Consider the following 26581-nt stretch of genomic DNA (forward strand, 5'->3'; position numbering starts at 1 on the left):
CTCCTTTGCTATCTCCGGTCATACTGATTCAAATGATACGTCTCGATGACCTGGATGATTTTTTGCGCATAACCGGGGTCTGTCGCATAACCTGCATCTTGCAATGCTTGTGCGGCTTCCTGATAGTTGGTGGCCGTAATCACTTTTTCATACAGCGCAGGATTCCAATCTACTCCTTGAACGAACAGTTGTGTATGGTCATCCATGGACTGTTCCCATGAATCATACACTTTGAAGTCTCCTTGGATAGTTATCCATTCTTCGTTAACAAATTCCTTTGTTTCCAGGCTTACTTTCTTCTGATCCCCATAAGCCTTGATCCCGAAAAGATTATTGTATTTGCTAGCCAAGGTACTTTTTCCCCAATTTGATTCTAATATAGCTTGTCCTAAAATGATACTAGGAAGCACTCCATAACCATCTTGTAGTTCTTGGGCATGCGGAACAAGCCGTTCAATAAATTGCTGATGGGATTGCGCTTCATTTTCTTGCTGATTATCAGTAAAAGGAGAAGACAGATTCTTCAAGGAAAAAACAAAGGCTAAGAGTATCACTGCTACACCGGCAACCACTGCTGGCCAACGGATATTCTTGCGCTTTTGCTTTTTCCACTTTTTTTTCGCCATGATCAATTCCTACTTTTCATTTAATTCATTCAGATATTCTTCTAGCGTCAATTGGTGTTTGGTGATATACTCAGCATTTTCTTTACCGACATAACGTAAGTGCCAAGGTTCATATGTGATCTTAGTTATATCTTCGTGTCCTTTTGGATAACGAACGATAAATCCATACTGCGCAGCATTATCTGCGATCCATTTAGCTCCAGGCTGATCTCCGTAACTTGCATCCAATACAGTAGAAGGATAACTGTTGTACCAGTTTTGATCGACGACATCGACTGCCAGACCTGTGTGGTGTTCGCTGTATCCTGGCTCCGTAATCGTCTCTTTAGTAATCTTTGTCGCCTCCTCTTCTGATACACCTTGACGACTCATCACATCGTGGACATTTTGTTCGAAAACTTGTTGTTGGGATGATACAGACCGGTAAGCTGAGACCATCACTAATGGAAATCCAGCTGCTTCAGCAGCCTTAGCAAATGCTTCATATTCTGGAGCAATGCGTTTGTCGATCAAGTATCCGTTACTTAATGATGCCAATTGAGTAGACTCATCGATTTCTTTTTCTAATTTGTGATCTGGACCAACCAAAACTAGCTTCCAATCGTCTGTTTTAACATCTGGCAATTGTTTGGACGTACGATCTTTTGTTTCTTTGTCCTTTACCTTGCTGCTGGTTGTTTGACTGTTCTTTTCTTTACTAGCAGTTGTTTTGGTGCTTGTTCGTTCGACTGCTTGATTACCGGCTTGAACATGCGAATCATCATCGCTAAAAATAACATAGCCCATTGCTGCGATCATAATCACAACTGCTCCAAATCCTAAAAATTTATTCACTTGAAAAATCCTTTCGTTGTTCTTCACGTTCCCCGTTCACCTCATGAACGTAAGTTTCTTCCAGATTTTCATTCACCCAATCGAGAAGTTCGATTTTTTCTCCTTCGATCTGTTTTTGAACATCTGCTGGCAGACGAAAATTCAAAATATCATCATAGCCCCATTCATCATATTGAATACTTACTTTCAAGTCAAGGTATCTACCAGCCTGCTGATTATTTTTCAAAGGGATCAGCTCGACTTTTGCTGCTTTGCTGCTAAGCCATTTTTGCGCGATGCGTGTTTTGATTTGCTTGTACTCTGCAACGGCAACGTTTCGTTTTTCGGGAAAAATAATCGTTTGACGCAAAATCTTTTGCGTTAGCATCCATTCATAATCAGTGAAAAGATTTTTTACTTTCTGCATCGCTTCAGATGGCAGGTTTTTCTCGCCATCTTTCCATTTTTGCCATTGTTCTGGACTGATCAGCAAGTATTCATCTAAAAAATTTTTTTCAGTTTCAAACTGTTCTAATAATACACTCATAATAAGATCAATATATACTTGATGCACGTTTATCCCCTCCTTTTAACTATTCTACTTAAGTTTTGATCAAAAAGCACCTCTTAAATCGCTGCTTTCATTTTTTTTAATGTTTCAAGTCCTCTCCCCTTTATTCTTCGTGATTTTTGTTATAATAATAGACAGACAAGAAACTCAATCCAACTATGAAGGAGCGTTTTCAGATGAAAAAATATCAATGGGGAATCGTTGGTCTTGGTACCATCGCACATGAGTTTGCCGAAAGCTTCAATCAAGAGACGAGCGAGCTAACAGCAGTTGCTTCCAGAACTTCAGAAAAAGCGGAAAACTTCGCTCACCGTTACAATATTCCAAAAGCTTACGGAAGCTATCAAGAAATGTTAGACGATGCTGAAATCGACATCGTGTACATTGCTGTACCAAATAGACAGCATATCGACCATATCTTGGCAGCCTTGGCAGCAGGCAAACACGTTCTATGTGAAAAAGCCATCACGATGAATAAAAAAGAACTGGCTGACGCTATGCGCTTAGCAGAAGAAAAGAATTTGATCTTAGCAGAAGCGATGACAATCTTCAACATGCCACTTTATCAGCAGTTACGCTCAATAATGGATACAGGAAAACTAGGGGCTTTAAAAATGATCCAAGCACCTTTCGGCAGTTACAAAGAACCAGACCCCAAAAACCGGTTCTTCAATCCAGAATTAGCTGGAGGAGCTCTGTTGGATATCGGTACGTATGCTGTATCTTTCGCTCGTTTCTTTTTAAGCTCTCAACCTGAAGTAGTTGCCTCTACAATGGTTCCTTTTGAAACAGGCGTGGACGAACAATCCGTCACTGTCTTGCGTAACAAAGAAAATGAACTTGCTGCTGTCAGCTTGACTTTTCAGGCAAAAATGCCAAAAGTCGGCATCGTTGCCTTTGAGAACGGTTATGTGACGATTGCTGATTACCCGCGTGCTGATCGTGCGGAGATCTTATTTACAGACGGTACAAAAGAATTCATCGAAAGCGGGAATACATCTGAAGCAATGAATTACGAAATAAAGAATATGGTACACATGATTGAAGGTGACTTGCCCAATCGCTCTCTCTTCTTGACAAAAGATGTCATCGACATCTTGGATCAGATGCAAGTTTTATGGAAAAAGATGTAATTTTAAAAGATTGTGAAAAAGATGTTCTGCATCAAGTAATAAGAACAGCCAAACAAAAATAGCTCCTCCTATTTTCGTTTGGCTGGACTTATTACCGCAGATGCAAGCTTTTGAACACCGTTTAAGAAAGAGATCGTGAGCCTGCCGTTCAGCTCCGAGTCACAAGGAGCAATTTCAAAAAACAGCTTCTCATGTTTGTTGAATATTGTGACTTGTGACCGAGGAGTTGGCAGGAGAACACCGTTTAAAGAAGAGGTTGTGAATTCAGCTAATACCGAGGGTCAGCTGAATTCACAACCTCTATTTTTGGATTTTTTGTTGGGAGAATTCTGCCTTGATTTCAATAAAACTTTTAAAAGACTGCAAAAACTGGAACAATTCTGCTCGATCCTCGAATTCAGGGCGGCTAGTCGGCAGAGGCATTTGCCGATACAATACATAAACTTCTTCAATACGTGCTAAAATTTGTCTGCCATCATTTGACTCTGAAAATGTTTCTGCAGTATAAATCAATAAACCATAGATATGTTTTCCATAATAAGCTGGTTGCTGGATTCTCTCTAGGTTTTCCAACATGTCTTTAATCACATTGGCCTGTGCTCTTCTCATAGAGAAGTAAGTTTCGTAGTATAGCGGCTGTCTGAGCCAGTAGTTTTCTTGATGTTCTCTGGCATCTTCTTGGCTTTCGCGAATGAATGTCAGTAAATGTTCGCATTTGATCTGCACATCTTCTTTATTTTCTGATAAAAGAAATTCTGCCATTTGTCTCAAAATATTTCGAAATTCTTTTTCGATCTGTATTTGGTTTTCCTTCAGCTGCTTCGTACGATCTGGCATGTAAACATTTGCAAGCAAAGCAAATACTAATCCAATCGCCATTAATCCCGCTTCATTGCCGATCAGCTGCCAAGACATGTTTTCCTCCACTAAATAATGAGTGACCAAAACCGAATTTACTACGATCCCTTCGGTTAATTTGAAGCGAGAGGCAAGCGGGATGAACAGGAATAAAAAAAGACTGAAGCCAAAAATAGTATACCCAACAGCAAAAAAACTGAACAGTGCTGTTGCCGTAGCTAATATAAAGGCTGCGATTCGATTCATGCCCGTACGCAATGTAGAGCGCTTGGTATTTCCTACACTTAATAATGCAATGATCCCTGCAGCTGGCCAATACAACAGCGATAAGCTACCCGCTGTGACCATCGAAAAGAAGACACTGATCACTGTTTTGACTGTTCGCATTCCTATACGCATTTACTTCCCCCTTTTTTTATTTTAATTATACTTGAATAATGAAAAACTAGCTATCAGACAAAAGTTTAGGTATGATAGTAAAAAGACCAAAAAGGAGAATCTCTATGCAATTTGGCCGTTTTCGACTAGGTATGCGTACGATCAAAAGTGCCTTAGCTGTTTTTTTATGTATCTTATTTTTTCATTTGACTCAACGAGGAATCCCGATGATTGCTGCATTATCTGCTGTTTTTTCTTTGCGTCAGGACTTGACTACAACCGTTTCTTTTGGAAAGTCTAGGATCATCGGCAATACATTAGGTGGTACATTAGCTATCATTTATTTTTTTGTCAAAAGCTATTTTCACAATGATTTTTTGGTAGAATTGATCTTGCTTCCTATTCTAGTTATTATTGTGATCGTCGTGTCAGATGGTATTAACAATAATTCCGGTATCATTTCCGCAATCGCTACGTTGTTGCTGATTGCGTTGAGCATCCCTCAAGGCGAATCCGCTTTGTATGCGATCCAACGTGTACTAGATACTTTTATAGGGACATTCATTGCAATCGGTATCAATTTCTTTCTTCGTCCTCCTGAAACAGAAAAGAAGGAAGAACTATCAGAAGATTTGGTCGAACTCCAAAAGAAAGAACGATTGCTAAGAACAAATTTACAAGAGATAGAAGCTAAGATCCAAAAACAAAAGAAAAATAGCGAGGACTAATTTTCTTTTGCAATAAAATAAAAAAATGGAGAGAAGAACTTTAAAAAGTCTTCCTCCATTTTTGATTGAACGGTGAAGTGTACTACTTTATTCTTCCTTCATCGAGTTTTGTTCTGCCTCTTTTGGTGCTTCATACATATTTACTTGGCTAGTAGTCCCACGTGTCGACAAATTCTCTACGATTTCCTTCAAGTCAAGTCCTGTTGTCGCTTTTAATGTTTCTTGAGTAGTAGAAAGCAAGTTTGTGGCATAATTTGTCACTCGGTTCGCTCCACTGGTTTCTCCTGAGCTGCTTCCTGTATCGACAACAGAGATTTTTTCGATATTTCCTAGCGGCTGTGCTGCTTCGCGCATTAATTGCGGTAACATATCGATAACCATGCTCAAGACAGCTGCTTCGCCATATTCCTTGAAGGCATTGGCGATCTTTTGTTTTGCTTCGGCTTCGGCTTTTCCTTTTGCTAGTGCTGCTTCGGCTTCAGCTTGTCCAGCTAAACGTGTCTTATTGGCTTCGGCTTCTGCCAGTGCTTCCACACGGAATCGTTCTGCTTCGGCTTCAGTCACTTCTTTGACTTTTTGAGCTTGTGCTTCTTGTTCTTTGGCATAACGGTCGGCATCTGCTTTTTTCTTCACTTCCGAATCATATTGCTTTTCACGACGTGTGATTTCTTTTTCTTCCAGTTCGATTTGTTTTTGACGTTCTACGATTTTAATCTGCATTTCCTGTTCGATTACTTGTTGTTGTGCTCGGGCACTTTCTAAATTGTAGGCTTGGTCTGCTTTTGCTTTAGCAACATCTTGTTCTTGTTTGTAGGTTGCTAATTTCAGTTCTTTTTCTTTTAATGATTCTGCGATCTCTGTTTGTCGCTGTAATTCAGCTGCTTGTGATTCTTTTTCTGCTTGAGCTTTTTTGATACGCGTTTCTTTTAGAGCTTCCGCTTCTGCTATATCTGCATCTCTTTTGACTTGGGCGATTCTTGGTTTCCCTAAAGAGTCAAGATAACCGTTTTTGTCTCTGACCTCTTTGATAGTGAAAGAAACGATGATCAACCCCATTTTTGCAAGGTCTACAGAAGCGACTTCTTGTACGCTTTGACTGAACTTATCGCGATTTTGATAGATTTCTTCTACAGTCATAGAACCAAGAATCGAGCGCAAGTGTCCTTCTAATACTTCTCTTGCTTCATTTTCCAGTTCTTCTCTTGTCTTGCCTAAAAACTGTTCTGCTGCTGTAGCAATCTCTTCTACAGATGAACCGATTTTGATGATCGAAGTACCATCACACATCACCGGTACGCCTTGTTCCGTATACACTTCAGGGGTGGAGACGTCCAATTTACTCGATAATAGACTGATCCGATTCGAACGTTGAAAAACCGGCAAGACGAATGCGCCACCTCCACGCACAATTTTGATTTTGTTATTGCTTTCATCAATGTGCACATTTTTGCTTCCTAAATAACTTCCACTGATGATCAACGCTTCATCCGGTTTTGCTGTCTGGTACTTCGCTACAAAGACGATCAGCAACATCAGTAAAATCAAAGCTGCAATTGCGATCGCGATAAAAACAACTGGTATTTCCATTTAACACACGCTCCTTTAAGCTTTTATCATGCTTTCATAAGGCATGACATAACAGATTCTTTCCTTGATCTCAATGATCAATACTTTCGTTCCCCGCTCAGCTGTCTGTTCTTGGGGGCTGTAAAAACAAGCTGGACGACTAATGGAACCGGTAACACTTTTCAACTGAATTTCTCCCATACCTCGTACAGGGATCGGTGTGATCACAACAGCTACTTGTCCTTCCAGAGTTTTTTCAGAAGACGACATCGTTGATTCGGCATGTTTCATCGGCATCAATATATAGAAATTAAGCAAAAATACCAACACTATCGATATGCCTCCACTAGCAATAAATAAAAATAAAGATGATTGATCTGTTAAACGCTCACCTAGAAAACCAAATAAGCTTGTGAAAGTTAACCAAGGGATAATAAGCATCGGATCAAGCGGGCCATCAAAATCGAATACATCTCCAAAAATAATCAATAGGACTGCCAATCCTGCACAAATCAGCAATGTATACCAATAAATCGTCTCAAGTGCGATTCCCCCTATCATATACACGCCTCCTTCCATTTCTACGTCTATCATACCAATGTTTGAAAATTCTGTATAGCTTCTTTTACCGACTCAGTGGTGTTTTTTATAGGAAGGTTGTGTTTATCGTTGACAATTTGTTAAATTTTTGTTTTCATGTTAAAATTTTCACAATAAATTCTTTCGAGGTAGCCTATGTTTCCTTTTTTAAGAAAAAACCATTAAAGCTCCAGAACACGATCATCCTTGTCGTTTGTTTCTCCACATTCGTTTCTTTGATTGTTTCTGCCATATTGATCAGGAATTTTATTCTTTCGATGAACCGATCTAGTGTGTCAGATAGAATCTCTAGCATTGCTAAAATCGTTGCCAATGATAAACTCATCCAAAAAAAGCTGCAGACTGGTGACCCGACACATGCGATTCAAGGAATAACAAATGAAATCATGATTGCATCAAATTTAGATTTTATCGTTGTCATGGACCCTAAAGGTATTAGATATTCTCATGCGGATCCTAGTTATATTGGTCTTCCTTTCTCAAGTCATGAAGATGTGAAGAAAGTAATTGGCGGACAAGAATTTTTCTCTGAAAAAGAAGGAATGCTAGGGTTCGGCTTCCGCTATTTCGTTCCTATCTATTACAATCAAGAAATCATTGGTGCGGTTTGTGTTGGCTTAACAAACAACACGATTGACAATCAAGTCAAAGATGGACAGAAAATGATTGTTTTTTCCTTGATCATCGGACTTAGCGTAGGCATCATAGGTGCTGTTTTTCTTGCTCAAAAAATGAAAAAAATACTGTTTGGACTTGAACCGCAAGAAATAGCGGAGCAGTTAAGCGAAAAAACGATTATTGAAAATGAAGGAGATGAAGGAATCTTAGCCATCTCTTCTGATAAAACTATCCTCTTGATCAATACACCTGCAAAAAACATTTTCTACCAAACAGAGCAGCTATTGGATTTCGAAGTAGGAAAAAAAATCAGTGATAATCTATATGACGTTTTGTTTAAAGAGACGATTGAGCATCAAACGACCGTTCGCACTCAATCCATGTATTTAAATGGGATAGAAACTATTTCTAGCGTTACACCTCTTTTTAGCAATGACCGGTTTTTAGGAGCAGTCGCAACTTTGCGGAACCGATCGGAAGTAATGAAATTAATGGAGGAGCTTGGGGGGACGAAACAATATATAAACTCCATGAGAGCTCAAACCCATGAATTCATGAATAAACTTCATGTCATTTCTGGTTTGATTGATTTGAAGAAGTATGAAGAAGTCACCCATTTTATCCAGCAGCTAAATCAAAATTATAAAAAAGAGATTGGCCAAGTCTCAAGTCTGATCAAAGTTCCTGCAATTGCCGGTTTTTTATTAGGCAAAATAAATGAAGCCAAAGAACAATCTGTTGAAATGCTGTTAGAAAGCGATTCTTTTATACCTAAAATGGAGATGGATGACTCCATCCATTCACTTTTGCAAGTGTTAGGGAACTTACTTGATAATGCAAAAGAAGCCGTGCTACAAAAGCATGAAAGAAACGGACAGGTCCGGATTCATTTAAACTATGACACAGAAGCTGAAGTATTCATCGTGACCGTCTGCGATGACGGTGTCGGGATATCAGAAGAAATCTCAGAAAAAATATTTACGCTAGGTTTTTCGACGAAGGGAATCAATCGTGGGTTTGGGTTGAATCTCATCCATTCAATCGTCAAACGCCACGGTGGATTTTTAGAATTTTCCAAACAAACAAATGGCGGTACAATCGTCTATCTAGAATTACCAAAAAAGGAAGATCAAAATGATGACAAATGTCCTGATAATCGAAGATGATCCAATGGTTGCAGAATTGAATCGTACTTTTGTGGAAAGCATCCCTAATATGAACGTAATCGAAAGTTTCAGAAATGTAGAAGAAGGAAAAAAATATTTCAGACAAAAAAACGCAGATCTGCTGCTGCTTGATGTATACATGCCTGGCGAAAGTGGTATCCATTTTTTATCTTGGCTTAGACAGCAAGGAAATGATATCCCAGTGATTTTGATCACTGCTGCAGATGATATCGAAACCATAAAGAATGTGATCCGCTACGGTGCCTTAGATTATTTGATCAAACCGTTCACTTTGCAACGTTTTCAGCTGGCGATCGAAAAGTATCTTGCTTTCTCTCAGACAATCCAAACGACTGAAAAAGCCGATCAGAAATTGATCGATCAAGTATTCAACCACACCACTCCCATTCACGAAATACCAGCATTCATCGATTTGCCTAAAGGTCTGTCAAAACTGACTTTAAAAAAAATAAGTGCATTTATTCTAAAAGAAGATACTATTTTTTCAACAAAAGAACTGGCTCAAAAAAGTTCACTGTCACGTATATCCGTCAAGAAATATTTGAATTTTTTAGTAGAACAAGATATATTGAACGAAAGAATCAAATATTTGGAAATCGGCCGGCCGCTAACCTGTTATGAATTGACAAAGAATGGGCGGAAAAAGCTCACAGATTACTGTTGAGTCATCGAATTATCCCATACAAAATAGTCCAAGTATACAGAAGTAACAACTGTTTACTTGGACTATTTTTAAACATTTTATTGACGAATATCCATGTTTTCTTATCTTAATTGACGGGCTTTAGGAAGAGATACCTCATTTTTCGTTTTTCCAGTTTCTATTATTTCACGAAAGTTCTCGAAACTTGTCGAAATCATATTTGATAATGCCTCATCTGTATTTGAACCTACATGCGGGGTTACAAGAACTCTAGGGTACATTTCTACTAATTGCTGGATAGCAGGGTCTGGAATCGTCTCCCATGGCTTGAAGGATCGGAAAAAAACCTCTGTTTCATTTGCAAAAACATCGGTTGCAAAACCAGCTAAATGATTGCTTTTCAAAGCTCTTAAAATAGCTTCATTATCTTGAAGCTCTCCACGGGCTGTATTGATCAAGATGCTGCCTTTTTTCATTTGAGCTAAAAATCCTTCATTGATCATTTGATCGTTTTCACCTGGGATATGAGGTACATGAATACTGACAATATCGCTTTTGGCTAATAACTCTTCAAGCGAGTGGAACGTCAATACTTTTTTAGCAGCTTCTGTCTGATGAATATCGTAGCCGATCACTTTAGCTCCTAGTCCCTTAAACAAAACAGCTTCCGTCAACCCTATCCTGCCTGTTCCTATGATCCCTACTGTGCAATTTCTGATTTCACGACTAAACATTTGCTCATCCACTCGAAAATCTTTGAAAGATGTTCGGATCGTCGTATACGCAGTATTTCTCAAAAGCATCATGGCAAAAGTCAAAGATAACTCTGCTATCGCATTTGGCGAATACGATGGTACACGGGCTACCGTCATACCAAAATCAGCTGCCGCTTGTAGATCGATATGATTGACTCCCACAGTCCGTGTAAAAACATAACGAATCCCATATTCCTGCATTTTTGCAAGATTGGTCTCATCTGCTATACAATTTCCCCTCAACAATACAGCATCATGGTCCTTTGCTGACACGATATTGTCATGTGTCAACAGTTCTTCATAAAGACTGAGATCATAATGGTAAATATTCAATTTTTCAAAAAAATCTATCTCGTTCGGACGAACACCGTAACATGCGATTCTCATACTTTCTTCCTCCATTTCTTATGAAAACAAACCTATGCCATGAATCATTTGTAATACAACGATCCATACAGGTGTCAGTACCACAGCAAAAATAGTTGACAGTAAGGATGCATTGGAGGCTAAAAGTGCCTCCCTATCAAAACTGATAGCATAGGCTGCTGCCACTGTTGCAGCTGGTGTAGCCATCATGATAACGATTGTTGCCAGTGCTTCAAAATTGACTGGTAGAATATTCGTTGCCGTCAAAACTGCTAGAATCACGATATTCAATGCAGGTACAAATACCACTTTGACTAGACTGTAATACCATGAAGTTTTTTCAGATGCAGCTTTTTTGAAGCTTACTTCACCTAATGTTGCGCCGATTGCTAGCCACGCCAATGGTGAACTTAAACCAGCTAAATAATCCATCGGCTGAAATAGCCACGGTGCAGTCTGGTCAATTCGCAAAAACGCTACTTGGCTTATCTCTCCTTCTGCACCTATAACTGACACTTGTGGCAGATACCCTTGGAACAGCCAAATGAAAAGGCCGGCAAAAGTAGCGATAATGATTGGATTGACGAACATCGCTTTGATATTTTTAGCTTCCATCTTCAAGCCACTCATTTTTATGTATCCATAAGAATACAAAAAGATTCGGTACCCAATATTGAAAATTGAGGAATACATCACGCCGACAGGACCATAAATCGCACTGACGATAGGCGTTCCGAAAAAGGTCGTAGAACCAAAGATCGTCAGGACACGCAACGTTGTTTGCTTATCCCCTTTATAGCTTAAGAAAAAAGGTTTTGAAACTAGAATAAGAATAATATAAATAACTAATCCCCAAATCAAGACATTGATTCCTTGCATCAGTAATTCTGTATTGATATCTTGCATGAAAGCTCGAAATGCCAGTGCTGGCAAAGCCACTGTTAAGACGACTTTCGATAGAATTTTTCCAACAGATTCAGAAAAAATCCCCTTTTTTCTACAAACAAACCCTAATAATATAATAAAAACTGTTGAAGTGATTGCACTGACAATCGACATATCTGTCAAAGTCGATCGAAAAATGTCAAATAAGTTCATCTTTCTCCTTCTAATTATGTTCATTTATTCACAATAAAAAACGCTTTTATTTTGCTAATACGTATTAACATTTTTAATTTTATCTTTATATTGTTACTTATTGAACAATAGGAAATTAAAGAAACTTTTGAAACTTATGTAAAGTGATTTTTACTAGAACGCAAAAAAAACCTTAAAACCAAACTTAAGAAGTTTAGTTTTAAGGTTAACTTAAATTATATTATGCGTGGAAACGTTCCACGCCATCTAGATAAGTTGCTTCCAATGTCATATCAGGGTTCAATACGATAAAGTCTGCATCGCGTCCTTGAGCGATTTTTCCACATGTATCATCGATTTTACAGCTGATTGCTGGAATCAGACTAGCCATCATGACTGCTTGTTCTGGTGTTGCTAATCCCCAGTCTACAACATTTTTAATTGCTTCTTTCAATTTCAATATACTTCCAGCTAAGTTGCCAGATTCTAGACGTGCTGTTCCTTCTTTTACTACTACTGGAAATTCGCCTAAATTGTAATTTCCATCAGGCATCCCACCTGCCATCATACAGTCTGTAATTAATGCGACATGATCATGTCCTGCTTTTTCCATTAGGATTCCTGCAGCATTTGGATGTACATGATGGCCATCACAAATCAATTCAGAAAAGACATGTTCTAAAGATAATAACGCACCCACCATACCTGGTTCGCGATGATTCAATCCACGCATACCATTGAAAGCATGGACAAATACACTTGCGCCTGCTTCAACAGCTTTTTGCGCTTCTTCTAGTGTAGCATTACTGTGTCCTAGAGAAACAACTACTCCTTCTTCAGTCACTTGTTTGACAAACTCTTCCACACCTTGACGTTCTGGTGCTAAAGCAATCTTTTTGATCAAACCGCCTGAAGCTTCTTGCCATTCATGGAAAGTATCCAAATCAGGATCACCAAAGTAACTTGGGTTTTGTGCGCCTTTGTGTTCTTCCGTGAAGAAAGGACCTTCAAAATAGATTCCTTTGATTTTAGCTCCAGGTGCTTCTTGATACATTTTACCGATTGTTTCAGCTACATCTTTCAAACGTTCTTTGCTTGACGTTAATGTTGTTGGTAAAAATGATGTCACACCACAAGATAACAGACCTTCAGACATCACTTTGATGCCTTCTGCATCATTATCCATTACATCATGATTCATATAGCCGTGAATATGTGTATCTACCAAACCAGGAGCAATCCATTTGCCGCTTTGGTCAATAATGTTGACTTCTCCCTCAGGTAGTTCTTTAGTGTATTCACCAAAACGTCCATCGGTAATTTCAAGATAGCCTGCATGTTTGACACCTGACGCTAAAAAGAATTTGTCAGCATAGATAAAAGTTCTCATTCTATTCTCTCCCTTTGTTTTTCTACCTCTAAAGTACTCTTATTTAGAGAAGAAGTCAAGAATGGTCTACACCATTTACAAATTTTTTGAAATTTGTTTCACAGCTTGTGCTAAGCCTTCATAGAATGCTGCTCTTTCTGGTTCTTCTTTACGCTTGTATATTAAGCTTTTAAGCACAAATAAATCATTGAGATAATAGTAACTATTTTTCTCTTGAGCCCAATAGATTCCTTGGTTCACTTGCTCTAGTGCTTCGTCAATTTCATTTTGATGGAATAAGAAATTTCCATAATTATAAAAAATTTGCGAAAATTCACTTTTTGATCGTTCGTCAGCTGATTGGTGCAACAGTTGAATGCTTCGACTCAAATAATAGCGTGCTTCAGCCGTTTTTCCTGCAACACCATATATTTTTCCAATGCAACTGATCAGTTGTATTTCTGTGTCAGAGACATGAATTCTTTCTTTTTGGCTAGAGTAACTCAATGCTTCTTTCAAATAATAAAGGGAATGAGAGATATTTTGACGCAACGTGAATTCGCAAACACCGAGATAATAATAATAGCGTTGAAAGTCAGTTGCTTGATACAGATTTTCAGAAATATCAGAAGATTTTAGTACTTGTTCTAACTTCCGATAATCACGTTTTTGGAAACAACTATCCAACAGTTCAAATAATTTATCGTTTGTCCGAGTAGTTTTTCGAGAGAGATTCATCACATGATCAATCGTTACCCCTAGCCGTTGACAAATCTGCATCATCACCAATACATTCGGCAGTTCCTCATTATTTTCGATCCGACTTAATACACTTTGTGAACAAATATCTTGCGAAAGCATTTTTTGCGTCATTTTTTGTTCTTTTCGAATCTCTTTAATGATCGTTCCAAAGGACTCGATTAACGTTTCCATAAGTATCCTCCCCAAAATATGCGTATTCGCATTCTATTCGTATTTTACTTTAGGAAGTCGCAAACTTCAAGAAAAGACTTGCAACTAAATAATATACTTTAGTTATTTAAGAAAACTCCACTAGAAAGAGAGCCTCAGTGTGTTTGTCTGTGGCCCTCCTACTGAAAAATTTGGTTTTTAAAATCATTTTTGGCGATAGGTTGCTAGGAATTCTCTCATTTTCTTAGCTGTTTGTTTCAAATCATCCATTTTAGGAAGATAAACGATTCGAAAATGATCTGGCTGGTTCCAATTAAATCCACCACCATGTACAAGTAGAATATGATGTTCATGTAAAAAGTCCAAAACGAATTTTTCATCATCCAAAATATTGAATCGCTTTGTATCAATTTTTGGGAATATATAAAAAGCAGCTTTTGGTTTTACGGCTGAAAGACCAGGAATATCATTGATTGCATTATAGATATATTCTCTTTGCTCATAGATCCTTCCGCCTGGCAGGAGCAGCTCATCGACACTTTGATAACCGCCTAGCGCGGTTTGGATAATTTGCTGAGACAATACATTGGAACACAAACGCATGGAGGACAACATATTCAGCCCTTCTATATAGCCTTTGACGTGTGACTTATCTCCACTTAGGACCATCCAGCCTACTCGAAATCCTGCTACACGATGAGATTTGGATAAACCATTCAGCGTAACAACGAACAAATCAGGCGCTAATGTAGCAATCGGAATATGTTCTAGACCATCCATCACTAAGCGATCATAGATTTCGTCGGAATAAATAATCAGGTTGTTTTGTCGAGCAACTTCAACGATTTCTTCTAATAATTCTTTTGGATAAAGTGCCCCAGTAGGATTATTAGGATTAATGATAACAATAGCTTTTGTCCGACTCGTTATTTTTGATGTGATATCATCAATATCAGGATACCATTCTGCCTCTTCATCGCAAATATAATGAACAGGTGTGCCTCCAGCTAATGCAATAGAAGCCGTCCACAACGGATAGTCCGGCATTGGAACCAGTACTTCATCTCCATTGTCCAGCAAACCCTGCATACACATCGTGATCAATTCGCTCACTCCGTTGCCGGTGTAGATATCATTGATCGTCACATTCGGAAAATGTTTCAGTTGGCAATATTGCTCAATTGCTTTTCTAGCAGAAAAGATCCCCTTGGAATCTGAGTAGCCTTCTGAGTCACGGGCATTCATGATCAAATCACGAATGACTTCGTTTGGTGCTTCAAATCCAAAAGGTGCGGGATTTCCCGTGTTCAATTTTAAAATACTAATGCCCTCTTCTTGCATCCGCTCCGCTTCTTCTAGAACGGGACCGCGAACATCGTAACTGACACCTTCTAATTTGTTGGATTTTTCAAATTCTCTCATCACTTAGCCAATCCCTCATTTCAAAAAGTTAGAACTTTCCAAATTTTTTGTTATTTACTATTTCAATATCATACTCCATCCTAGAAAATTTTGCCACTTATTTAGGAAAAACGTAAGTATTAAAAAAACACAAACAAGCGTTAAGAACTTAATTGTCATGATAGTCATTCCATAGATTCGCTGCCCAATCCATTGCAATTCCACAAATGATTCCTAGCATAAAACCAAGCAAAAAACGTCCGAATGCAAGTCCAATCAATACACCTAAGATCATTCCCAGTCCTGAAAATTCTCCGTCATATTTCTCCATCTTCATAAGTCCTCCCATTTTTGAGCTTGACAACTATGTAAAACCTCGCTATCATTATTGTGTTATTATTACGCAGACGTGATGGAATGGCAGACACGCCACTTTCTATTAGTAGATCTGTAGTTTTATATCAAGCAGATGTGTTGGAATTGGCAGACAAGCATGATTGAGGGTCATGTGAGCGTATGCTCGTGTGGGTTCGAGTCCCATCATCTGCATCCATCTTTCCAAAACAAGCGGCTAGGACATTTTTGTCTCAGCCGCTTGTTTTCTAGTTTATTCTTTCATCCTGTCGGACCTTTTTTCTTGGGTATAGACTTTTCTCATATTCTACCACAATTTTGGGTTTCCCTAACACATGATAGGATCTCACAACAAATTGCTTTCTATTATTATAATAACCTGTAACGACTAACTTCATCCCTTCGTCTACTTCAGCTAGGAAGTTCAAACTATGGGAAGCAATCAAACAATTGACCCCATTTAAACTGAAACGGATCAACGGTCTGGCACTGACTTGCAAAGTACGGATCTTATCTACTGTTCCATATTTTTTCTCCATAACCTTCACCTCAACACCATTATACGAACATACATTCCCTTTGTAAAGAAGAAACTCTGTTTTATCTTGTTGACTTTTTGTCTATTACCTTTCTTAAAATCATATTGGCACTTCCTGCGAAGATGAAGGACATGTACTAAAAAAAGAGGCAGCAGTATAGATTACTGTTGCTTCTTTACTAATTCAGGTTTACTTGTTAAGAAAGATTATTTACGCAAATGTTGTTCAACAATTTGCTGAGATTTATCAGCTGTATCTTCCACTTCATCTTTTGCTTTTTCTAACTTTTGAATATATTGTTTCAAGCTTGAGTTTTCAGCAGTTGCTTCGTCTAATTTCTTTTGTGTATCTGTTAACTGAGTTTCTACATTTGTTTTTTCTTGTGTAAGTGTTGTGATTTGTTGGTTCAAACCATTTACAGTATTTTGTAATTCTGAAAGTTTTGCTTGTGCTTCTTGTAGTCTTGCAGTCCAATCTGCATTCAAACGATTGATTTCATCATTTTTTTGGTTGATTTCGTCTAGTTTCGCATTGATTTCATTTTGTTTGCTTTGTAGTTGTGCATCCTTGCTGACTAATTGACTTTCTAAGTTTTGTTTTTCTGCTGCCGATTGATTTTTTTGGTTTTCTAATTCATTTACTTTTGTTTGGTATTCTTGGACATCTGCCTTTGAATCTTGCAATGTCTGTTCTTTTTGTGCTAGTCGAGCGGTAAGATCTGTAATCGCTTGCTCTTTATCTGTCAATGTATGATCAAGCTGTGTCAGATTCTCATTGATTGTATCAATATCTGTCTCTCCACCCCACAAAATAATTTCATTTGCGTACCGCGTGCCTGTGTAGCCAATTAGACATAGAAATGCAACGACAATCCCACCAGTAATAAATTTCTTTTTCATTTGCATAGCTCCTTAATCCAATACTTTTACATACTAAAAGTAAGTGATCTCAAACACAATGTCAAGCGTTTTCAAATTACATATGTAATTTTAATATAATTACTATCAAATACTCATTTAATCCTCCTTTTTTATAGAGAAAAATGCAGGTTAATACTTTCTTAAATAAATATTTATGGTGAACAAAAACAAAAAAGCAAGTTTTATTAAACGTAACCCTTTTCATTTCATAGATTACTGTATTTATTACAAAAAACGTGGATTTGTCATAAATTGTCATGCTTCTTTTACCTATGAAATATTTTCACGTGTTAAAGTATTCCTCGTTGAACACAACAAATAAAACTTTTTAACGAATAAAGGAGATTTTTCATGACATCACTTAAAACTTTACTTTTTGGAACAACTTTGGCTGCCGGCGCTGCATTCTTCATGGGAACGACTGCTCATGCGGACGAAGCTTATACCGTTCAATCAGGTGATACTCTATCAACGATTTCTCAAAAATACGTTGGTGATAACTCCTTGATCAATGCCATTGCAGAATCAAATTCAATTTCTGATATTAACCTGATCTACTCAGGACAACAATTAACAATCCCAACAGAAGGCTCTGCACAAGCAGCTGCTGAACCTCAAGCAGCCGTTCAAGAAGCACCCGTCCAAGCTGAACCTGTTCAAGCTGAACAACCTGTTGTACAAGAAACGGTTCAAACGGAAACACAAGCAGCGCCTGTAGCTGAAACACAACCTGCTCCTGCTGTAACAGAAACTGCTGCTACTCCAGCAAGCACAAGCTCTGCAAAAGAATGGATCGCACAAAAAGAATCAAGCGGTTCTTACACAGCAACGAACGGACGTTACATCGGACGTTACCAATTAGATTCTTCTTACTTAAATGGTGACTACTCTGCTGCAAACCAAGAAAGAGTAGCAGAACAATATGTTACTTCACGTTATGGTTCTTGGGAAGCGGCGAAAGCATTCTGGGAAGCAAACGGTTGGTACTAAGATTCATTTATTAATCGAACGGTTTACTTTTATACAAAGAAAGCCAAAAAGGAGGTGTGACACAACTAGTGTCACACCTCCTTTTTATTTACCTAATCTAATGAAACGTTCCAAGTTTTGATAAGTATTTTTCTTAACTTCTTCAACTGATAGCTCTTTGATCTCAGCGATTGTCTTTAACTGTTCTTCAAGCAGTGAGACATAATCTTTTTCTGAAAAAATCCCCCCTAATGCCCACTCTGCTGCATGTAGTCCATCCGTTTCAATAAGTAAGTGGTCGATTGGGACTGCTTTAGCTAGTTGCCAGACTGCTGGATTCTTTTTCAAATCAAGACCAATGCTGAAATAACAGCCTAAATCAATATAGTCTTGTTGATAGTCCAAAGAAGAATACCAATGGATCAAATAGTGATTAGGGTAAGCTTGGATATAACTTAAGATCTCTTTTTCGCATCCTTTTGTATGCAGTACAACAGGTTTCTTATTTACGGCTGCAAAAGCAAGCTGTCGCTCAAATACTTTTTTTTGTGTAGTCATCGGTACATTCGTCCAAATATTATCTAACCCTATTTCACCGATTATTCTTGTTTTTTTCAAAAAAGGCTCAACTTGTTCAAACGTATAGCTATCTGCTTTCCAAGGATGGATACCGTAACTTAAGGCTTGATTCTTACTTGCTGCAAGCTGTCTGTTTTCCTCCCATTCTTCTGGCGAATCACAATTGATGATCGTCAAAATCGTGTGTTCCTGCTGAAGGAGTGCTAAATTTTGACTCCCATCTAAATGACAATGAGCATCACTTAACATCTAATTCACCTGCCAATAACTGATAAATCGTTTGCTTCAACTCTGATTGCTGTAGCAGCCATTCACGTGACCGTCGTTTTTCAGGCACTTGAATCTCAGCAATCACATGTGCCGGACGGGCGGAAAGCACAAGAATCCTGTCTGATAAATAAATTGCTTCTTCAATATCATGTGTCACGAGCAAAGTAGTCCGCTTTGCTTTTTTAGGCAGTTTCAGCATCCAATCTTGCATCTGCCCTCTGGTCATAGCATCTAACGCTCCAAATGGTTCATCAAGAAGCAAGTAAGAAGAAGGATTCATGATTGTTCGTAACAAGGCCGTTCGTTGCTTCATCCCGCCAGATAATTGTTCCGGCAAAAAATGTTCATAGCCGTTTAACCCAAAGATATCCAAATAATCCCTTACTTCTTCTTCATCAATTGCTAGATGATTGATTTTTTGATATAACGTAACGTTTTGATAGACGCTCAGCCAAGGAAGTAACATATCTTCTTGTGGCATATAACTAAATGCTGTATGAAGACCAGTTATTTTTTGACCGTCTACTTTGATCGTTCCAGAAGTCATAGGCTGGACTCCTGTTAAAGTCTTCAGCAATGTTGACTTACCGGCTCCGCTTGGCGCGACAATCGATGTAAAGGTATCTTTAGGGATAGTGAAATGGATGTCTTCTAATATTTTCAGGTTTTCAATGACTACATTCAAGTGGCTGATTTGGATTGACATATCTATCACTCCTATTTTACAAATTGATTAGTGAATAGTTCTTGCGAAGGTACGTTTTGCTTGATCAATCCGTTTTCTTGCATGAAATCTGTATAATTGCCCCAAACTTTTTCTTCCATCATTCCCCATTTCTCAGGATCATCCGTATAATTTTTTGACAAGAATGCTTGTGATTCTTCTAAAAATGACAATTCATTTTCTTTTGCATATTTTTGCAACAGTTTAGCACTGTCATTTGGATCCTTAATAGCTTCCTGATAGCCTTTTTTCGTTGCATTCATAAAAGACTGTACCAATTCTGGATCACCTTTGATTAGCTGGTCATTCGTAATAATTACTGGAGTATAGTAATCTAACCGTTCATCTAATTCTTTCAATGGGATATAGTTGAGTTTGATACCGGCTTCTTTTGCTTTGATCATATCCCAACCTTCAAAGTACCATTGGATATCTGAGGATTTTCCTAAGCTTTCTGGCCCTTCTCCATTGCTTCCTACCATTGTCAGTTTCGAAAAGTCCCCGCCGTCTTTTTCCATCACAGCTTTTAAGACAGCTTCTTCACTTGGACTTTGCCAACCTGCATATGTTTTGTCTTCAAAATCTTTTGGTGAATGGATATTACTGTTTGATAAGGCAGCAAACCCAGAAGTATTATGTTTGATCACTGTAGCAATTGCTTTGACTGGTATATTCTGTCCATCTGCGTGAGCATAAGTGACGTCTTCTTGATAACTTACACCAAATTGTGCTTTGTCAGCACCTACTAGACCAATACTTGTCGAATTGTCTCCTGGTTCGATGATTTGGACATCTAAACCAGCTTCTTTATAGTAGCCTTTTTCTTTTGCTAGGTAGATACCAGTATGATTAGTATTCGGTACATAATCCAAAACAAGTGTCACTTTTTTCAGATCCTTCGTTTCTTGCTTGCTACTCGTTTCTTTTGCTGTGCCACAAGCTGATAGAAGCAACAGTAGCGGTAATAAAAGCCATATTTTTTTCATTTGATCCCCTTCTCTTACAAAATATAAAGCATACGATAATACCCTTTTTTCAATAATGAACAAGCGCCATTGAGCAATAAACTCAGTAGAATAACACAAATGATCGCAGCAAAAACTTTATCGATCTGGTAGCTGTTTTTTACGCGTATCATATAATAACCCAAACCTGCTTGAGCACTTAGCCATTCTCCAACGACTGCTCCGCTGACACAATAAGTAGCAGCCACTTTTAAACCGGAAAAGAAGCCGGATAAACCCGCTGGTATTTTATATATTCGATAAATCTTCCCTGTATCTGCCCCCATCGTTTTCAAAAAGATGATTTGCTCTTTTGATACTTTCCTCAATGTATCCGAAAAAGAAACTACGATCGGAAAATAGCTTATCAAGACAACAAGGATCACTTTTGGAAGCATACCGAATCCAAACCATAGGGTCAGCAATGGTCCTAAAACCATAATTGGCAACATTTGTGAAATCACTAGTAACGGATAAAAAGACATTTCTAAAAACTTCCAATAATCCATTGCCAAGGCAGTAATAAAAGAAAGAACGCTAGCTATTACCAAACCAAGCACTGCTTCATTTAATGTCGTGACAGAATGGGAAAGTAATACTTGTGCATCTGCCGTTAATGCAGAAAATACAGCAGCAGGTCCGGGTAAAATAAAGGCAGGTATTTTCCAAACTATGACAACAATCTGCCAAATAATTAAAATGAATGCCATACTGACTGCTGGATAAAGATTTTTCTTCATTTTGTTACCTCCTTTCTTCTAATATGAATAACAAAAAACGCTTGAAATGGGCACGACATAGTAACCTGCTTCAAGCGTCTGCTATGTTTCTCCCTTCACCAGTATTAACTGACAGGTTCAATGGGTCTAAGTTCACAACTTACTCTCATGTCGTCTACGACATCCCCAGAAACAGGTATTCATTTTTTAAAGTGTAGCACACAAGAAGGAAAAAGCAACAAGCGCTTTAGTCATCATGCTGATTATTTCAATAAATAGGAGAGATCACTTGCCAATGTCGGATACCCCATGATATAGCTATCCAACTCTTTTTTAGTCAATTTTTGATTGATGACTAGTGTCAAATCATCGATCAATTCGTCTGCTTGCTCGCTAATCACTGCAGCACCAATCAAATAATTTTGCTGGTCAAAGGTCAATTCAGCCTTAGCAACTGGTTCATTGACACGATGATAGGTGAACCAATTGGTAAGATCCATCTCTACCACTTGATCTGACAAAGAGGCGTGACTTTTTGTAACTCCTACTTCAGCAAGTTTAGGACTAGCGTAGACGATCGTGGGTATAATTGGATATTTGATAGGGTCGCCTGTTGCATCCGTTATCCGCTTAGCTACATAATTTCCTTCAAAAGTGGCGACTGGTGTCAATTTGGGTGTTTTCCTTGAAACAATATCTCCACACGCAAAAATTTTTGGATTGCTCGTTTGTAGATAATCATTGACTGAAATTCCGTGTTTATCAAAGACGACATTCGCTTGTTCAAGTGCTAAAGATTCTGTATTCGGCTGTCTCCCAGTCGCACAAAAAATCATATCTGCTACTAATTCCGTCTCTTTTCCGACTAAACGATAGCGAGTACCTTCTGAAATGATTTTTTGGGTTTCAACATCAAAAGCAAACTGAATGCCAGATGCTTCCATTTGATGGACGGCTTCCTCTACCAAAGACGCCTCAAATTCTTTTAATGGCCGTTGATTATGATGGACAATGGTTACTTTGCTCCCTGCAGCATTGGCAATCGTAGCTAGCTCAAAAGCAATATAACCACCACCGATAAAAATGATTTCTTTAGGCAGTACAGGCAATGATAAAAAGTCTGCACTAGTTTTCAAGTATTCCTTTCCCTCCACTGGTAAGATCGTAGGTCTTTGCCCGGTTGCCAAAACAAAGTAATCCGCATGGAAGACTTCTTCGTTGACTTCAATAGATGAATCATCCAAAAAACGAGCGGTTCCTGAAAGATGATCGATTTCAGCTTCTGCTAATTGTTTTTTTCGGCTTTCTGGGACTGGATCCGTAAATGTTCGTTTGAATTTTTGAAGTTCTTCCCAGTTGGCAGTTGGGATCTCGTTAAAACCTTTTCCACTCAATTGTTTTACCCGATTACGTGCCTCTACTGCACTTAACAAGACTTTTTTAGGATCACATCCACGGTTAGGACAAGTCCCGCCCCATAGATCTTCTTCGACCACTAGTACTGTTTTACCTGCTTCTTTCAATCCATAAGCAGCACTTAAGCCGCTCACACCTGAACCGATGACAATTGCATCATATGTTTTCATTTCCTTCCTCCTCTCGACTTAAAAAAGCAAAGATTTCTTTACTTGTCAGCGACCCAATACTTCTTTGCTTTTCTACTATCACAATGCTTGGATACACCGAAAGAAGCGAATATACTTCTTTCATAGGCGTATCAAAGCAAACTTGTTGACGAGCATTTTCTGGTATTTCATTTAAGAAATATCCATTGACGACTAAATCTTCTACTCGCCACTCTTTCGTCTGTTTCGGTTCATCAAAGAAATGCCGAACGTAGTCGTTTTTAGGATTCATCAATAACTGCTCTGGTGTGTCACATTGGATAATTTCTCCATCCTTCATAAATGCAATACGATCACCTAGCTTGATTGCTTCTTCCATATTGTGCGTAACGAAAACGATGGTCGTGCCCAATTCTTCGTGTAAGGACAAAACCAATTCTTGTAATGAGTTTCTTGAAATCGGATCTAATGCGCTAAATGGCTCGTCCATCAAAATCACATCTGGGCTTGCAGCAATAGCTCGGATGATCCCGATCCGTTGCTGTTCTCCTCCAGACAACTCTCTAGGCATACGATCTCGATAAATATCAGGAGATAAGCCAACTTTTTGAAGAAGTTCATCTACACGGTCTGCTCTTTTCTGCTTTTCCCAACCCAACATTTCAGGGATGACTTCAATATTTTGCTTGACTGTCATGGTCGGGAACAAAGCGATTTGCTGCAACACATATCCCATATTCCACCGCATTTTCTGCAGATTATATTCATTTAACGATTTTCCTTTGAAGTAGATGTCTCCTGCTGATGGTTTAGATAATCCATTGATCATTTTCAAAGTAGTTGTTTTTCCACTACCGGAAGGACCAACCAAAACAAAGATTTCTCCTTTTTTGATTGCCAGATTTAGGTCATCGATGACATACTTTCCATCATACTTTTTTTGCACATGTTTGAACTCGATTAATTTAGTCACTGATCTTCCTCCTTTACTAATCCTTCATTTTTCAGGAAGATTCGTGCTACTTCTGTCGGCTTTTTCTTTTCGACATTGACTTGGTAATTCATATCAATCATTTGATCCTCTGTTATTTTTCCGCTTAATTTATTCAGTGCTTTAACGATTTCAGGATGTTCTTTAGCAAAATCTTTTTTCATCAGCGGTGCGCCTTGATAAGCTGGGAATAACCCTCGATCATCTTCTAGAGTCACTAGATCGTACTCCTTGAGCTGGCTATCTGTGGAATAGGCATCCACAATATTGACATCTCCATTATTGATTGCTTGGTAACGCAAACTTGGCTCCATGCTTTGTACACTTGAAAAATTTAAGCCATATGCTTCTTGGATTCCTTTATATCCATCTGAACGATCAATAAATTCCAGTGTGAATCCCGCTTTGATCTGATCAGAGATAGCTGCCAAATCGGAAATCTTTTTAAGTTGATGTTCGTTCGCAAAAGATCTCTTGACTGCCAAGGCATACGTATTTTGGTAAGCCATTGGTTTTAATAATGTCATATCGAATTGTTTATTCAATAATTCTTCTGCTTCGTCATATGTTTTTTCTTTTGTCAAATCAGCACTTTTCATTGCTTCAGGTACCTTCACCAAGCTTTCTAGGACAGTACCTGTGAACTCAGGATAGATATCGATTTGACCTTGATCCAGTGCATTGAACAAAAAACTCGTCTTGCCAAAATTCGGTTTTAATTCAACTTCTGTTTTTGTGTTGTCTTCAATCAATTCTTTATACATTTGGATCAGGATTTCAGGTTCCGCTCCTAATTTTCCAGCAATCGTGATGGTTTCATTTTTAAACAAGGCAGACTGATATAAAGAAACGCCGCCAAATAAACACACCACTGCTGCTAAAGTAATGATGGAATATCGAGGTTTCTTATGCTGCAACCAGCGAATCAGTTCGCTGAATATAATGGCAAGCAAGGCAGAACTGATCGCACCAATCAATGTCAAAACAGGTGTATTTCGGTCAATACCTAACAAAATAAATGTCCCTAATCCACCTGCTCCGATCAATGCTGCCAAAGTAGCCGTACCGATGATTAAAACTAAGGCAGTTCGGATACCTGAGATAATGACAGGTAATGCGATTGGAAGCTCTACTTTCAGCAAGCGTCTCATTCTGGACATACCAAATGCTACCGCTGCTTCTTCAATAGACGGGTCAATTTCAGCTAGACCAATATACGTGTTTTGGAAAATCGGAAGCAAAGCGTAAATAACAAGTGCAATCAATGCTGGAACAGTTCCGATCCCTACAAATGGGATAAGTAAACCTAATAAGGCAAGTGAAGGAATCGTTTGGAGCACACCCGTGATCTGTAATAAGACTTCTGCCATTTTTTTATGATTGGCTGCCCAAATCGCTAAAGGAATAGCAATCAGTGCTGCAATCAGCAAAGAAATGAGAGAAATGGACAGATGTTGAAATGCAGCTTCCAGCAACTCGCCTTTTCTTTCACTTAATGTTTGTATAAAATTATTCATGCGACCTTCCTTTCTGTTATTCTTTAAGTATAAACATTTCTTTCCTTTTTCCCAACTAACTTGTCTTGCCTTAACCTTACAGCACGAACAAAAAAAAGGAAAAAATACCTCTAAATATGCGGACAAAAAAGAATCCAAGCAACAAAGTCGGATCAACTTTTTGGTTCTCGTTTTTTCACTACGAATACCATAAAAATCTATACGAAATTGTCACTTGGAATCAGCTATATCTTTTTTACACACACAACTTTTATTTTAATAAAAAGAAACAGCCAATAAAGTAGAAATCTCGTGGGGGAGAACACCTTTATTGGCCTGTTCAACGAATATTATACTGTATCATGACACTTTTTTGCCAAAAATGTAAAAAACGGTTGTTTTGACATCATAAACGTCTTGTTTTCTTATTTTTACTTATATCACCACTTTATTTTCTATCTCTTTCACTCCATAAAGCGGAATGAGTTCTTCTTTTGACTGATAATAAACAGCTTTCTCACGGTTCTTCATCAAAAAAATAAAGATGTCTTTCATAGCAAGTGGTGCTTTGCCGTGTTCAAATAAAAAGATAAATTGATTTGCTTTATTTATCTGGACCATTGTCACAGGCACCAGTTTTTGTTCTTGAGCCAAAAAAACTCCTTGATACTCTGTTTTTTTGGGTGATTTTGTAAGAATTGTCAATAAGTCTGCTGCTCGCATTTTTCCACTCCTTATTTGATAAATAAAAAGAAACAGCCAAAAATAATTTTTTTTCATTTTCCTCTTGAAGTAAGAGTATAAGTCAGTATAATAAAGAAGTTGCTGAAAATTTTCAAAAGAAAAGAGG

At 38.2% G+C, this 26581-nt stretch carries 27 protein-coding genes, 1 tRNA gene and 1 riboswitch; of the genes, 6 read left to right on the top strand and 22 right to left on the bottom strand.

Translation table 11 applies throughout. The features are described 5' to 3' along the window. Window positions 1-8: 8 nt before the first annotated feature. Genes OS138_RS05585 through OS138_RS05595 form a run of 3 tightly spaced genes read right to left on the bottom strand, consistent with a single transcriptional unit; the run spans window position 9 to window position 2013 of the window. Complete coding sequence (locus OS138_RS05585; protein WP_002327096.1) at window positions 9-626, bottom strand: glycoside hydrolase family 73 protein; 618 nt, start codon at window positions 624-626, stop codon at window positions 9-11. Between the two features lie 9 nt (window positions 627-635). After that, the gene (locus OS138_RS05590; protein WP_002327097.1) at window positions 636-1460 is read right to left on the bottom strand and encodes a M15 family metallopeptidase; all 825 of its coding nucleotides are present in this window, start codon (window positions 1458-1460) and stop codon (window positions 636-638) included. Further along, a complete protein-coding gene (locus OS138_RS05595; RefSeq protein WP_002318405.1) occupies window positions 1453-2013 on the bottom strand; it encodes a hypothetical protein in 561 nt (186 codons plus the stop codon). The genes OS138_RS05590 and OS138_RS05595 overlap by 8 nt, the downstream gene beginning before the upstream one ends. A gap of 173 nt (window positions 2014-2186) precedes the next feature. On the opposite strand from OS138_RS05595, the gene OS138_RS05600 reads away from it, so the two are divergent. Continuing rightward, on the top strand, window positions 2187-3143 hold the full coding sequence (locus OS138_RS05600) for a Gfo/Idh/MocA family protein (protein WP_325069806.1): 957 nt from the start codon (window positions 2187-2189) through the stop codon (window positions 3141-3143). Window positions 3144-3443: 300 nt separating this feature from the next. Here the strand turns inward: OS138_RS05600 and OS138_RS05605 are convergent, their stop codons facing one another. Beyond that, a complete protein-coding gene (locus tag OS138_RS05605) occupies window positions 3444-4400 on the bottom strand; it encodes an aromatic acid exporter family protein (protein WP_002295453.1) in 957 nt (318 codons plus the stop codon). A 104-nt stretch (window positions 4401-4504) separates the two neighbouring features. Here OS138_RS05605 and OS138_RS05610 point away from each other — a divergent pair, with 104 nt between their 5' ends. Further along, entirely contained in the window at window positions 4505-5107 is a 603-nt protein-coding gene (locus OS138_RS05610) for an FUSC family protein (RefSeq protein ID WP_002295450.1), read from the top strand. Window positions 5108-5194: 87 nt separating this feature from the next. Here OS138_RS05610 and OS138_RS05615 read toward each other — a convergent pair whose 3' ends face one another. Together OS138_RS05615 and OS138_RS05620 are read right to left on the bottom strand one after the other, a co-directional pair. Further along, window positions 5195-6694, bottom strand: coding sequence for a flotillin family protein (locus tag OS138_RS05615; RefSeq protein WP_002306891.1), 1500 nt, complete (start codon window positions 6692-6694; stop codon window positions 5195-5197). A 15-nt stretch (window positions 6695-6709) separates the two neighbouring features. Next, window positions 6710-7234: an NfeD family protein gene (locus tag OS138_RS05620; RefSeq protein ID WP_002295447.1), complete on the bottom strand. Its 525-nt coding sequence runs from the start codon at window positions 7232-7234 to the stop codon at window positions 6710-6712. Between the two features lie 152 nt (window positions 7235-7386). Between OS138_RS05620 and OS138_RS05625 the strand changes: the two genes are divergently transcribed. Both OS138_RS05625 and OS138_RS05630 read left to right on the top strand, forming a co-directional pair. Next, the gene (locus OS138_RS05625) at window positions 7387-9057 is read left to right on the top strand and encodes an ATP-binding protein (RefSeq protein WP_325069853.1); all 1671 of its coding nucleotides are present in this window, start codon (window positions 7387-7389) and stop codon (window positions 9055-9057) included. Next, the gene (locus tag OS138_RS05630; RefSeq protein ID WP_025477743.1) at window positions 9026-9742 is read left to right on the top strand and encodes a response regulator; all 717 of its coding nucleotides are present in this window, start codon (window positions 9026-9028) and stop codon (window positions 9740-9742) included. The genes OS138_RS05625 and OS138_RS05630 overlap by 32 nt, the downstream gene beginning before the upstream one ends. A gap of 101 nt (window positions 9743-9843) precedes the next feature. Here the strand turns inward: OS138_RS05630 and OS138_RS05635 are convergent, their stop codons facing one another. The 6 genes from OS138_RS05635 to OS138_RS05660 form a co-directional block, all read right to left on the bottom strand. Further along, window positions 9844-10863, bottom strand: a complete 1020-nt coding sequence (locus OS138_RS05635) for a 2-hydroxyacid dehydrogenase (protein WP_002289800.1) — start codon at window positions 10861-10863, stop codon at window positions 9844-9846. A gap of 18 nt (window positions 10864-10881) precedes the next feature. Next, complete coding sequence (locus OS138_RS05640; protein WP_306433635.1) at window positions 10882-11883, bottom strand: AEC family transporter; 1002 nt, start codon at window positions 11881-11883, stop codon at window positions 10882-10884. Window positions 11884-12160: 277 nt separating this feature from the next. After that, on the bottom strand, window positions 12161-13309 hold the full coding sequence (nagA, locus tag OS138_RS05645; protein WP_325069807.1) for an N-acetylglucosamine-6-phosphate deacetylase: 1149 nt from the start codon (window positions 13307-13309) through the stop codon (window positions 12161-12163). A 75-nt stretch (window positions 13310-13384) separates the two neighbouring features. Next, a complete protein-coding gene (locus tag OS138_RS05650) occupies window positions 13385-14221 on the bottom strand; it encodes a helix-turn-helix domain-containing protein (protein ID WP_325069808.1) in 837 nt (278 codons plus the stop codon). A 183-nt stretch (window positions 14222-14404) separates the two neighbouring features. Further along, on the bottom strand, window positions 14405-15622 hold the full coding sequence (locus OS138_RS05655; RefSeq protein ID WP_002317674.1) for a pyridoxal phosphate-dependent aminotransferase: 1218 nt from the start codon (window positions 15620-15622) through the stop codon (window positions 14405-14407). Window positions 15623-15770: 148 nt separating this feature from the next. Next, window positions 15771-15950: a hypothetical protein gene (locus OS138_RS05660; RefSeq protein ID WP_442784207.1), complete on the bottom strand. Its 180-nt coding sequence runs from the start codon at window positions 15948-15950 to the stop codon at window positions 15771-15773. Between the two features lie 116 nt (window positions 15951-16066). Between OS138_RS05660 and OS138_RS05665 the strand changes: the two genes are divergently transcribed. Continuing rightward, a tRNA-Leu gene (locus OS138_RS05665) sits at window positions 16067-16150 on the top strand. A 53-nt stretch (window positions 16151-16203) separates the two neighbouring features. Here the strand turns inward: OS138_RS05665 and OS138_RS05670 are convergent. Continuing rightward, complete coding sequence (locus OS138_RS05670; protein WP_002295437.1) at window positions 16204-16494, bottom strand: hypothetical protein; 291 nt, start codon at window positions 16492-16494, stop codon at window positions 16204-16206. Between the two features lie 206 nt (window positions 16495-16700). Next, complete coding sequence (locus OS138_RS05675; RefSeq protein WP_002327956.1) at window positions 16701-17393, bottom strand: hypothetical protein; 693 nt, start codon at window positions 17391-17393, stop codon at window positions 16701-16703. Between the two features lie 372 nt (window positions 17394-17765). Here OS138_RS05675 and OS138_RS05680 point away from each other — a divergent pair, with 372 nt between their 5' ends. Next, window positions 17766-18404 (top strand): LysM peptidoglycan-binding domain-containing protein, encoded by a 639-nt coding sequence (locus OS138_RS05680; RefSeq protein WP_002289111.1) that lies wholly within the window; start codon window positions 17766-17768, stop codon window positions 18402-18404. 84 nt (window positions 18405-18488) lie between these two features. On the opposite strand, the gene OS138_RS05685 is transcribed toward OS138_RS05680, so the two are convergent. From OS138_RS05685 to OS138_RS05720, 8 genes are all read right to left on the bottom strand, one after another. After that, window positions 18489-19211 (bottom strand): TatD family hydrolase, encoded by a 723-nt coding sequence (locus OS138_RS05685; protein ID WP_002327958.1) that lies wholly within the window; start codon window positions 19209-19211, stop codon window positions 18489-18491. Next, window positions 19201-19938 carry an ABC transporter ATP-binding protein gene (locus tag OS138_RS05690; protein WP_325069809.1) on the bottom strand — a complete coding sequence of 246 codons (738 nt, stop codon included), beginning with the start codon at window positions 19936-19938 and terminating at the stop codon, window positions 19201-19203. Before OS138_RS05690 ends, OS138_RS05685 begins: the two co-directional genes overlap by 11 nt. Window positions 19939-19949: 11 nt before the next feature. Further along, window positions 19950-20942, bottom strand: a complete 993-nt coding sequence (locus OS138_RS05695; protein WP_325069810.1) for an ABC transporter substrate-binding protein — start codon at window positions 20940-20942, stop codon at window positions 19950-19952. A gap of 14 nt (window positions 20943-20956) precedes the next feature. Further along, window positions 20957-21700 carry an ABC transporter permease gene (locus OS138_RS05700; protein ID WP_325069811.1) on the bottom strand — a complete coding sequence of 248 codons (744 nt, stop codon included), beginning with the start codon at window positions 21698-21700 and terminating at the stop codon, window positions 20957-20959. Between the two features lie 73 nt (window positions 21701-21773). Beyond that, window positions 21774-21878: riboswitch (TPP riboswitch) on the bottom strand. A gap of 64 nt (window positions 21879-21942) precedes the next feature. After that, entirely contained in the window at window positions 21943-23265 is a 1323-nt protein-coding gene (locus OS138_RS05705; protein WP_325069812.1) for a dihydrolipoyl dehydrogenase family protein, read from the bottom strand. Further along, window positions 23252-24217 carry an ABC transporter ATP-binding protein gene (locus OS138_RS05710; RefSeq protein WP_002289763.1) on the bottom strand — a complete coding sequence of 322 codons (966 nt, stop codon included), beginning with the start codon at window positions 24215-24217 and terminating at the stop codon, window positions 23252-23254. Before OS138_RS05710 ends, OS138_RS05705 begins: the two co-directional genes overlap by 14 nt. Next, complete coding sequence (locus tag OS138_RS05715; protein WP_325069813.1) at window positions 24214-25752, bottom strand: ABC transporter permease/substrate-binding protein; 1539 nt, start codon at window positions 25750-25752, stop codon at window positions 24214-24216. The genes OS138_RS05710 and OS138_RS05715 overlap by 4 nt, the downstream gene beginning before the upstream one ends. A gap of 414 nt (window positions 25753-26166) precedes the next feature. Further along, window positions 26167-26454 carry a hypothetical protein gene (locus OS138_RS05720; protein WP_010726467.1) on the bottom strand — a complete coding sequence of 96 codons (288 nt, stop codon included), beginning with the start codon at window positions 26452-26454 and terminating at the stop codon, window positions 26167-26169. Window positions 26455-26581 lie beyond the last annotated feature (127 nt).

The organism is Enterococcus sp. E5-37 (assembly GCF_035726925.1).
Classification (GTDB): Bacteria; Bacillota; Bacilli; order Lactobacillales; family Enterococcaceae; genus Enterococcus_B; species Enterococcus_B faecium.

What these genes read in the sequence shown, in the direction of transcription:
- OS138_RS05715 (WP_325069813.1), bottom strand. Translation starts at nt 25,752, where the DNA reads ATGAATAATTTTATACAAACATTAAGTGAAAGAAAAGGCGAGTTGCTG.
- OS138_RS05690 (WP_325069809.1), bottom strand. Translation starts at nt 19,938, where the DNA reads ATGTCAATCCAAATCAGCCACTTGAATGTAGTCATTGAAAACCTGAAA.
- OS138_RS05675 (WP_002327956.1), bottom strand. Translation starts at nt 17,393, where the DNA reads ATGAAAAAGAAATTTATTACTGGTGGGATTGTCGTTGCATTTCTATGT.
- OS138_RS05635 (WP_002289800.1), bottom strand. Translation starts at nt 10,863, where the DNA reads ATGAGAATCGCATGTTACGGTGTTCGTCCGAACGAGATAGATTTTTTT.
- OS138_RS05655 (WP_002317674.1), bottom strand. Translation starts at nt 15,622, where the DNA reads ATGAGAGAATTTGAAAAATCCAACAAATTAGAAGGTGTCAGTTACGAT.
- OS138_RS05610 (WP_002295450.1), top strand. Translation starts at nt 4,505, where the DNA reads ATGCAATTTGGCCGTTTTCGACTAGGTATGCGTACGATCAAAAGTGCC.
- OS138_RS05620 (WP_002295447.1), bottom strand. Translation starts at nt 7,234, where the DNA reads ATGATAGGGGGAATCGCACTTGAGACGATTTATTGGTATACATTGCTG.
- nagA (WP_325069807.1), bottom strand. Translation starts at nt 13,309, where the DNA reads ATGAGAACTTTTATCTATGCTGACAAATTCTTTTTAGCGTCAGGTGTC.
- OS138_RS05585 (WP_002327096.1), bottom strand. Translation starts at nt 626, where the DNA reads ATGGCGAAAAAAAAGTGGAAAAAGCAAAAGCGCAAGAATATCCGTTGG.
- OS138_RS05680 (WP_002289111.1), top strand. Translation starts at nt 17,766, where the DNA reads ATGACATCACTTAAAACTTTACTTTTTGGAACAACTTTGGCTGCCGGC.
- OS138_RS05700 (WP_325069811.1), bottom strand. Translation starts at nt 21,700, where the DNA reads ATGAAGAAAAATCTTTATCCAGCAGTCAGTATGGCATTCATTTTAATT.
- OS138_RS05660 (WP_442784207.1), bottom strand. Translation starts at nt 15,950, where the DNA reads ATGGGAGGACTTATGAAGATGGAGAAATATGACGGAGAATTTTCAGGA.
- OS138_RS05615 (WP_002306891.1), bottom strand. Translation starts at nt 6,694, where the DNA reads ATGGAAATACCAGTTGTTTTTATCGCGATCGCAATTGCAGCTTTGATT.
- OS138_RS05600 (WP_325069806.1), top strand. Translation starts at nt 2,187, where the DNA reads ATGAAAAAATATCAATGGGGAATCGTTGGTCTTGGTACCATCGCACAT.
- OS138_RS05685 (WP_002327958.1), bottom strand. Translation starts at nt 19,211, where the DNA reads ATGTTAAGTGATGCTCATTGTCATTTAGATGGGAGTCAAAATTTAGCA.
- OS138_RS05705 (WP_325069812.1), bottom strand. Translation starts at nt 23,265, where the DNA reads ATGAAAACATATGATGCAATTGTCATCGGTTCAGGTGTGAGCGGCTTA.
- OS138_RS05650 (WP_325069808.1), bottom strand. Translation starts at nt 14,221, where the DNA reads ATGGAAACGTTAATCGAGTCCTTTGGAACGATCATTAAAGAGATTCGA.
- OS138_RS05605 (WP_002295453.1), bottom strand. Translation starts at nt 4,400, where the DNA reads ATGCGTATAGGAATGCGAACAGTCAAAACAGTGATCAGTGTCTTCTTT.
- OS138_RS05720 (WP_010726467.1), bottom strand. Translation starts at nt 26,454, where the DNA reads ATGCGAGCAGCAGACTTATTGACAATTCTTACAAAATCACCCAAAAAA.
- OS138_RS05630 (WP_025477743.1), top strand. Translation starts at nt 9,026, where the DNA reads ATGATGACAAATGTCCTGATAATCGAAGATGATCCAATGGTTGCAGAA.
- OS138_RS05695 (WP_325069810.1), bottom strand. Translation starts at nt 20,942, where the DNA reads ATGAAAAAAATATGGCTTTTATTACCGCTACTGTTGCTTCTATCAGCT.
- OS138_RS05670 (WP_002295437.1), bottom strand. Translation starts at nt 16,494, where the DNA reads ATGGAGAAAAAATATGGAACAGTAGATAAGATCCGTACTTTGCAAGTC.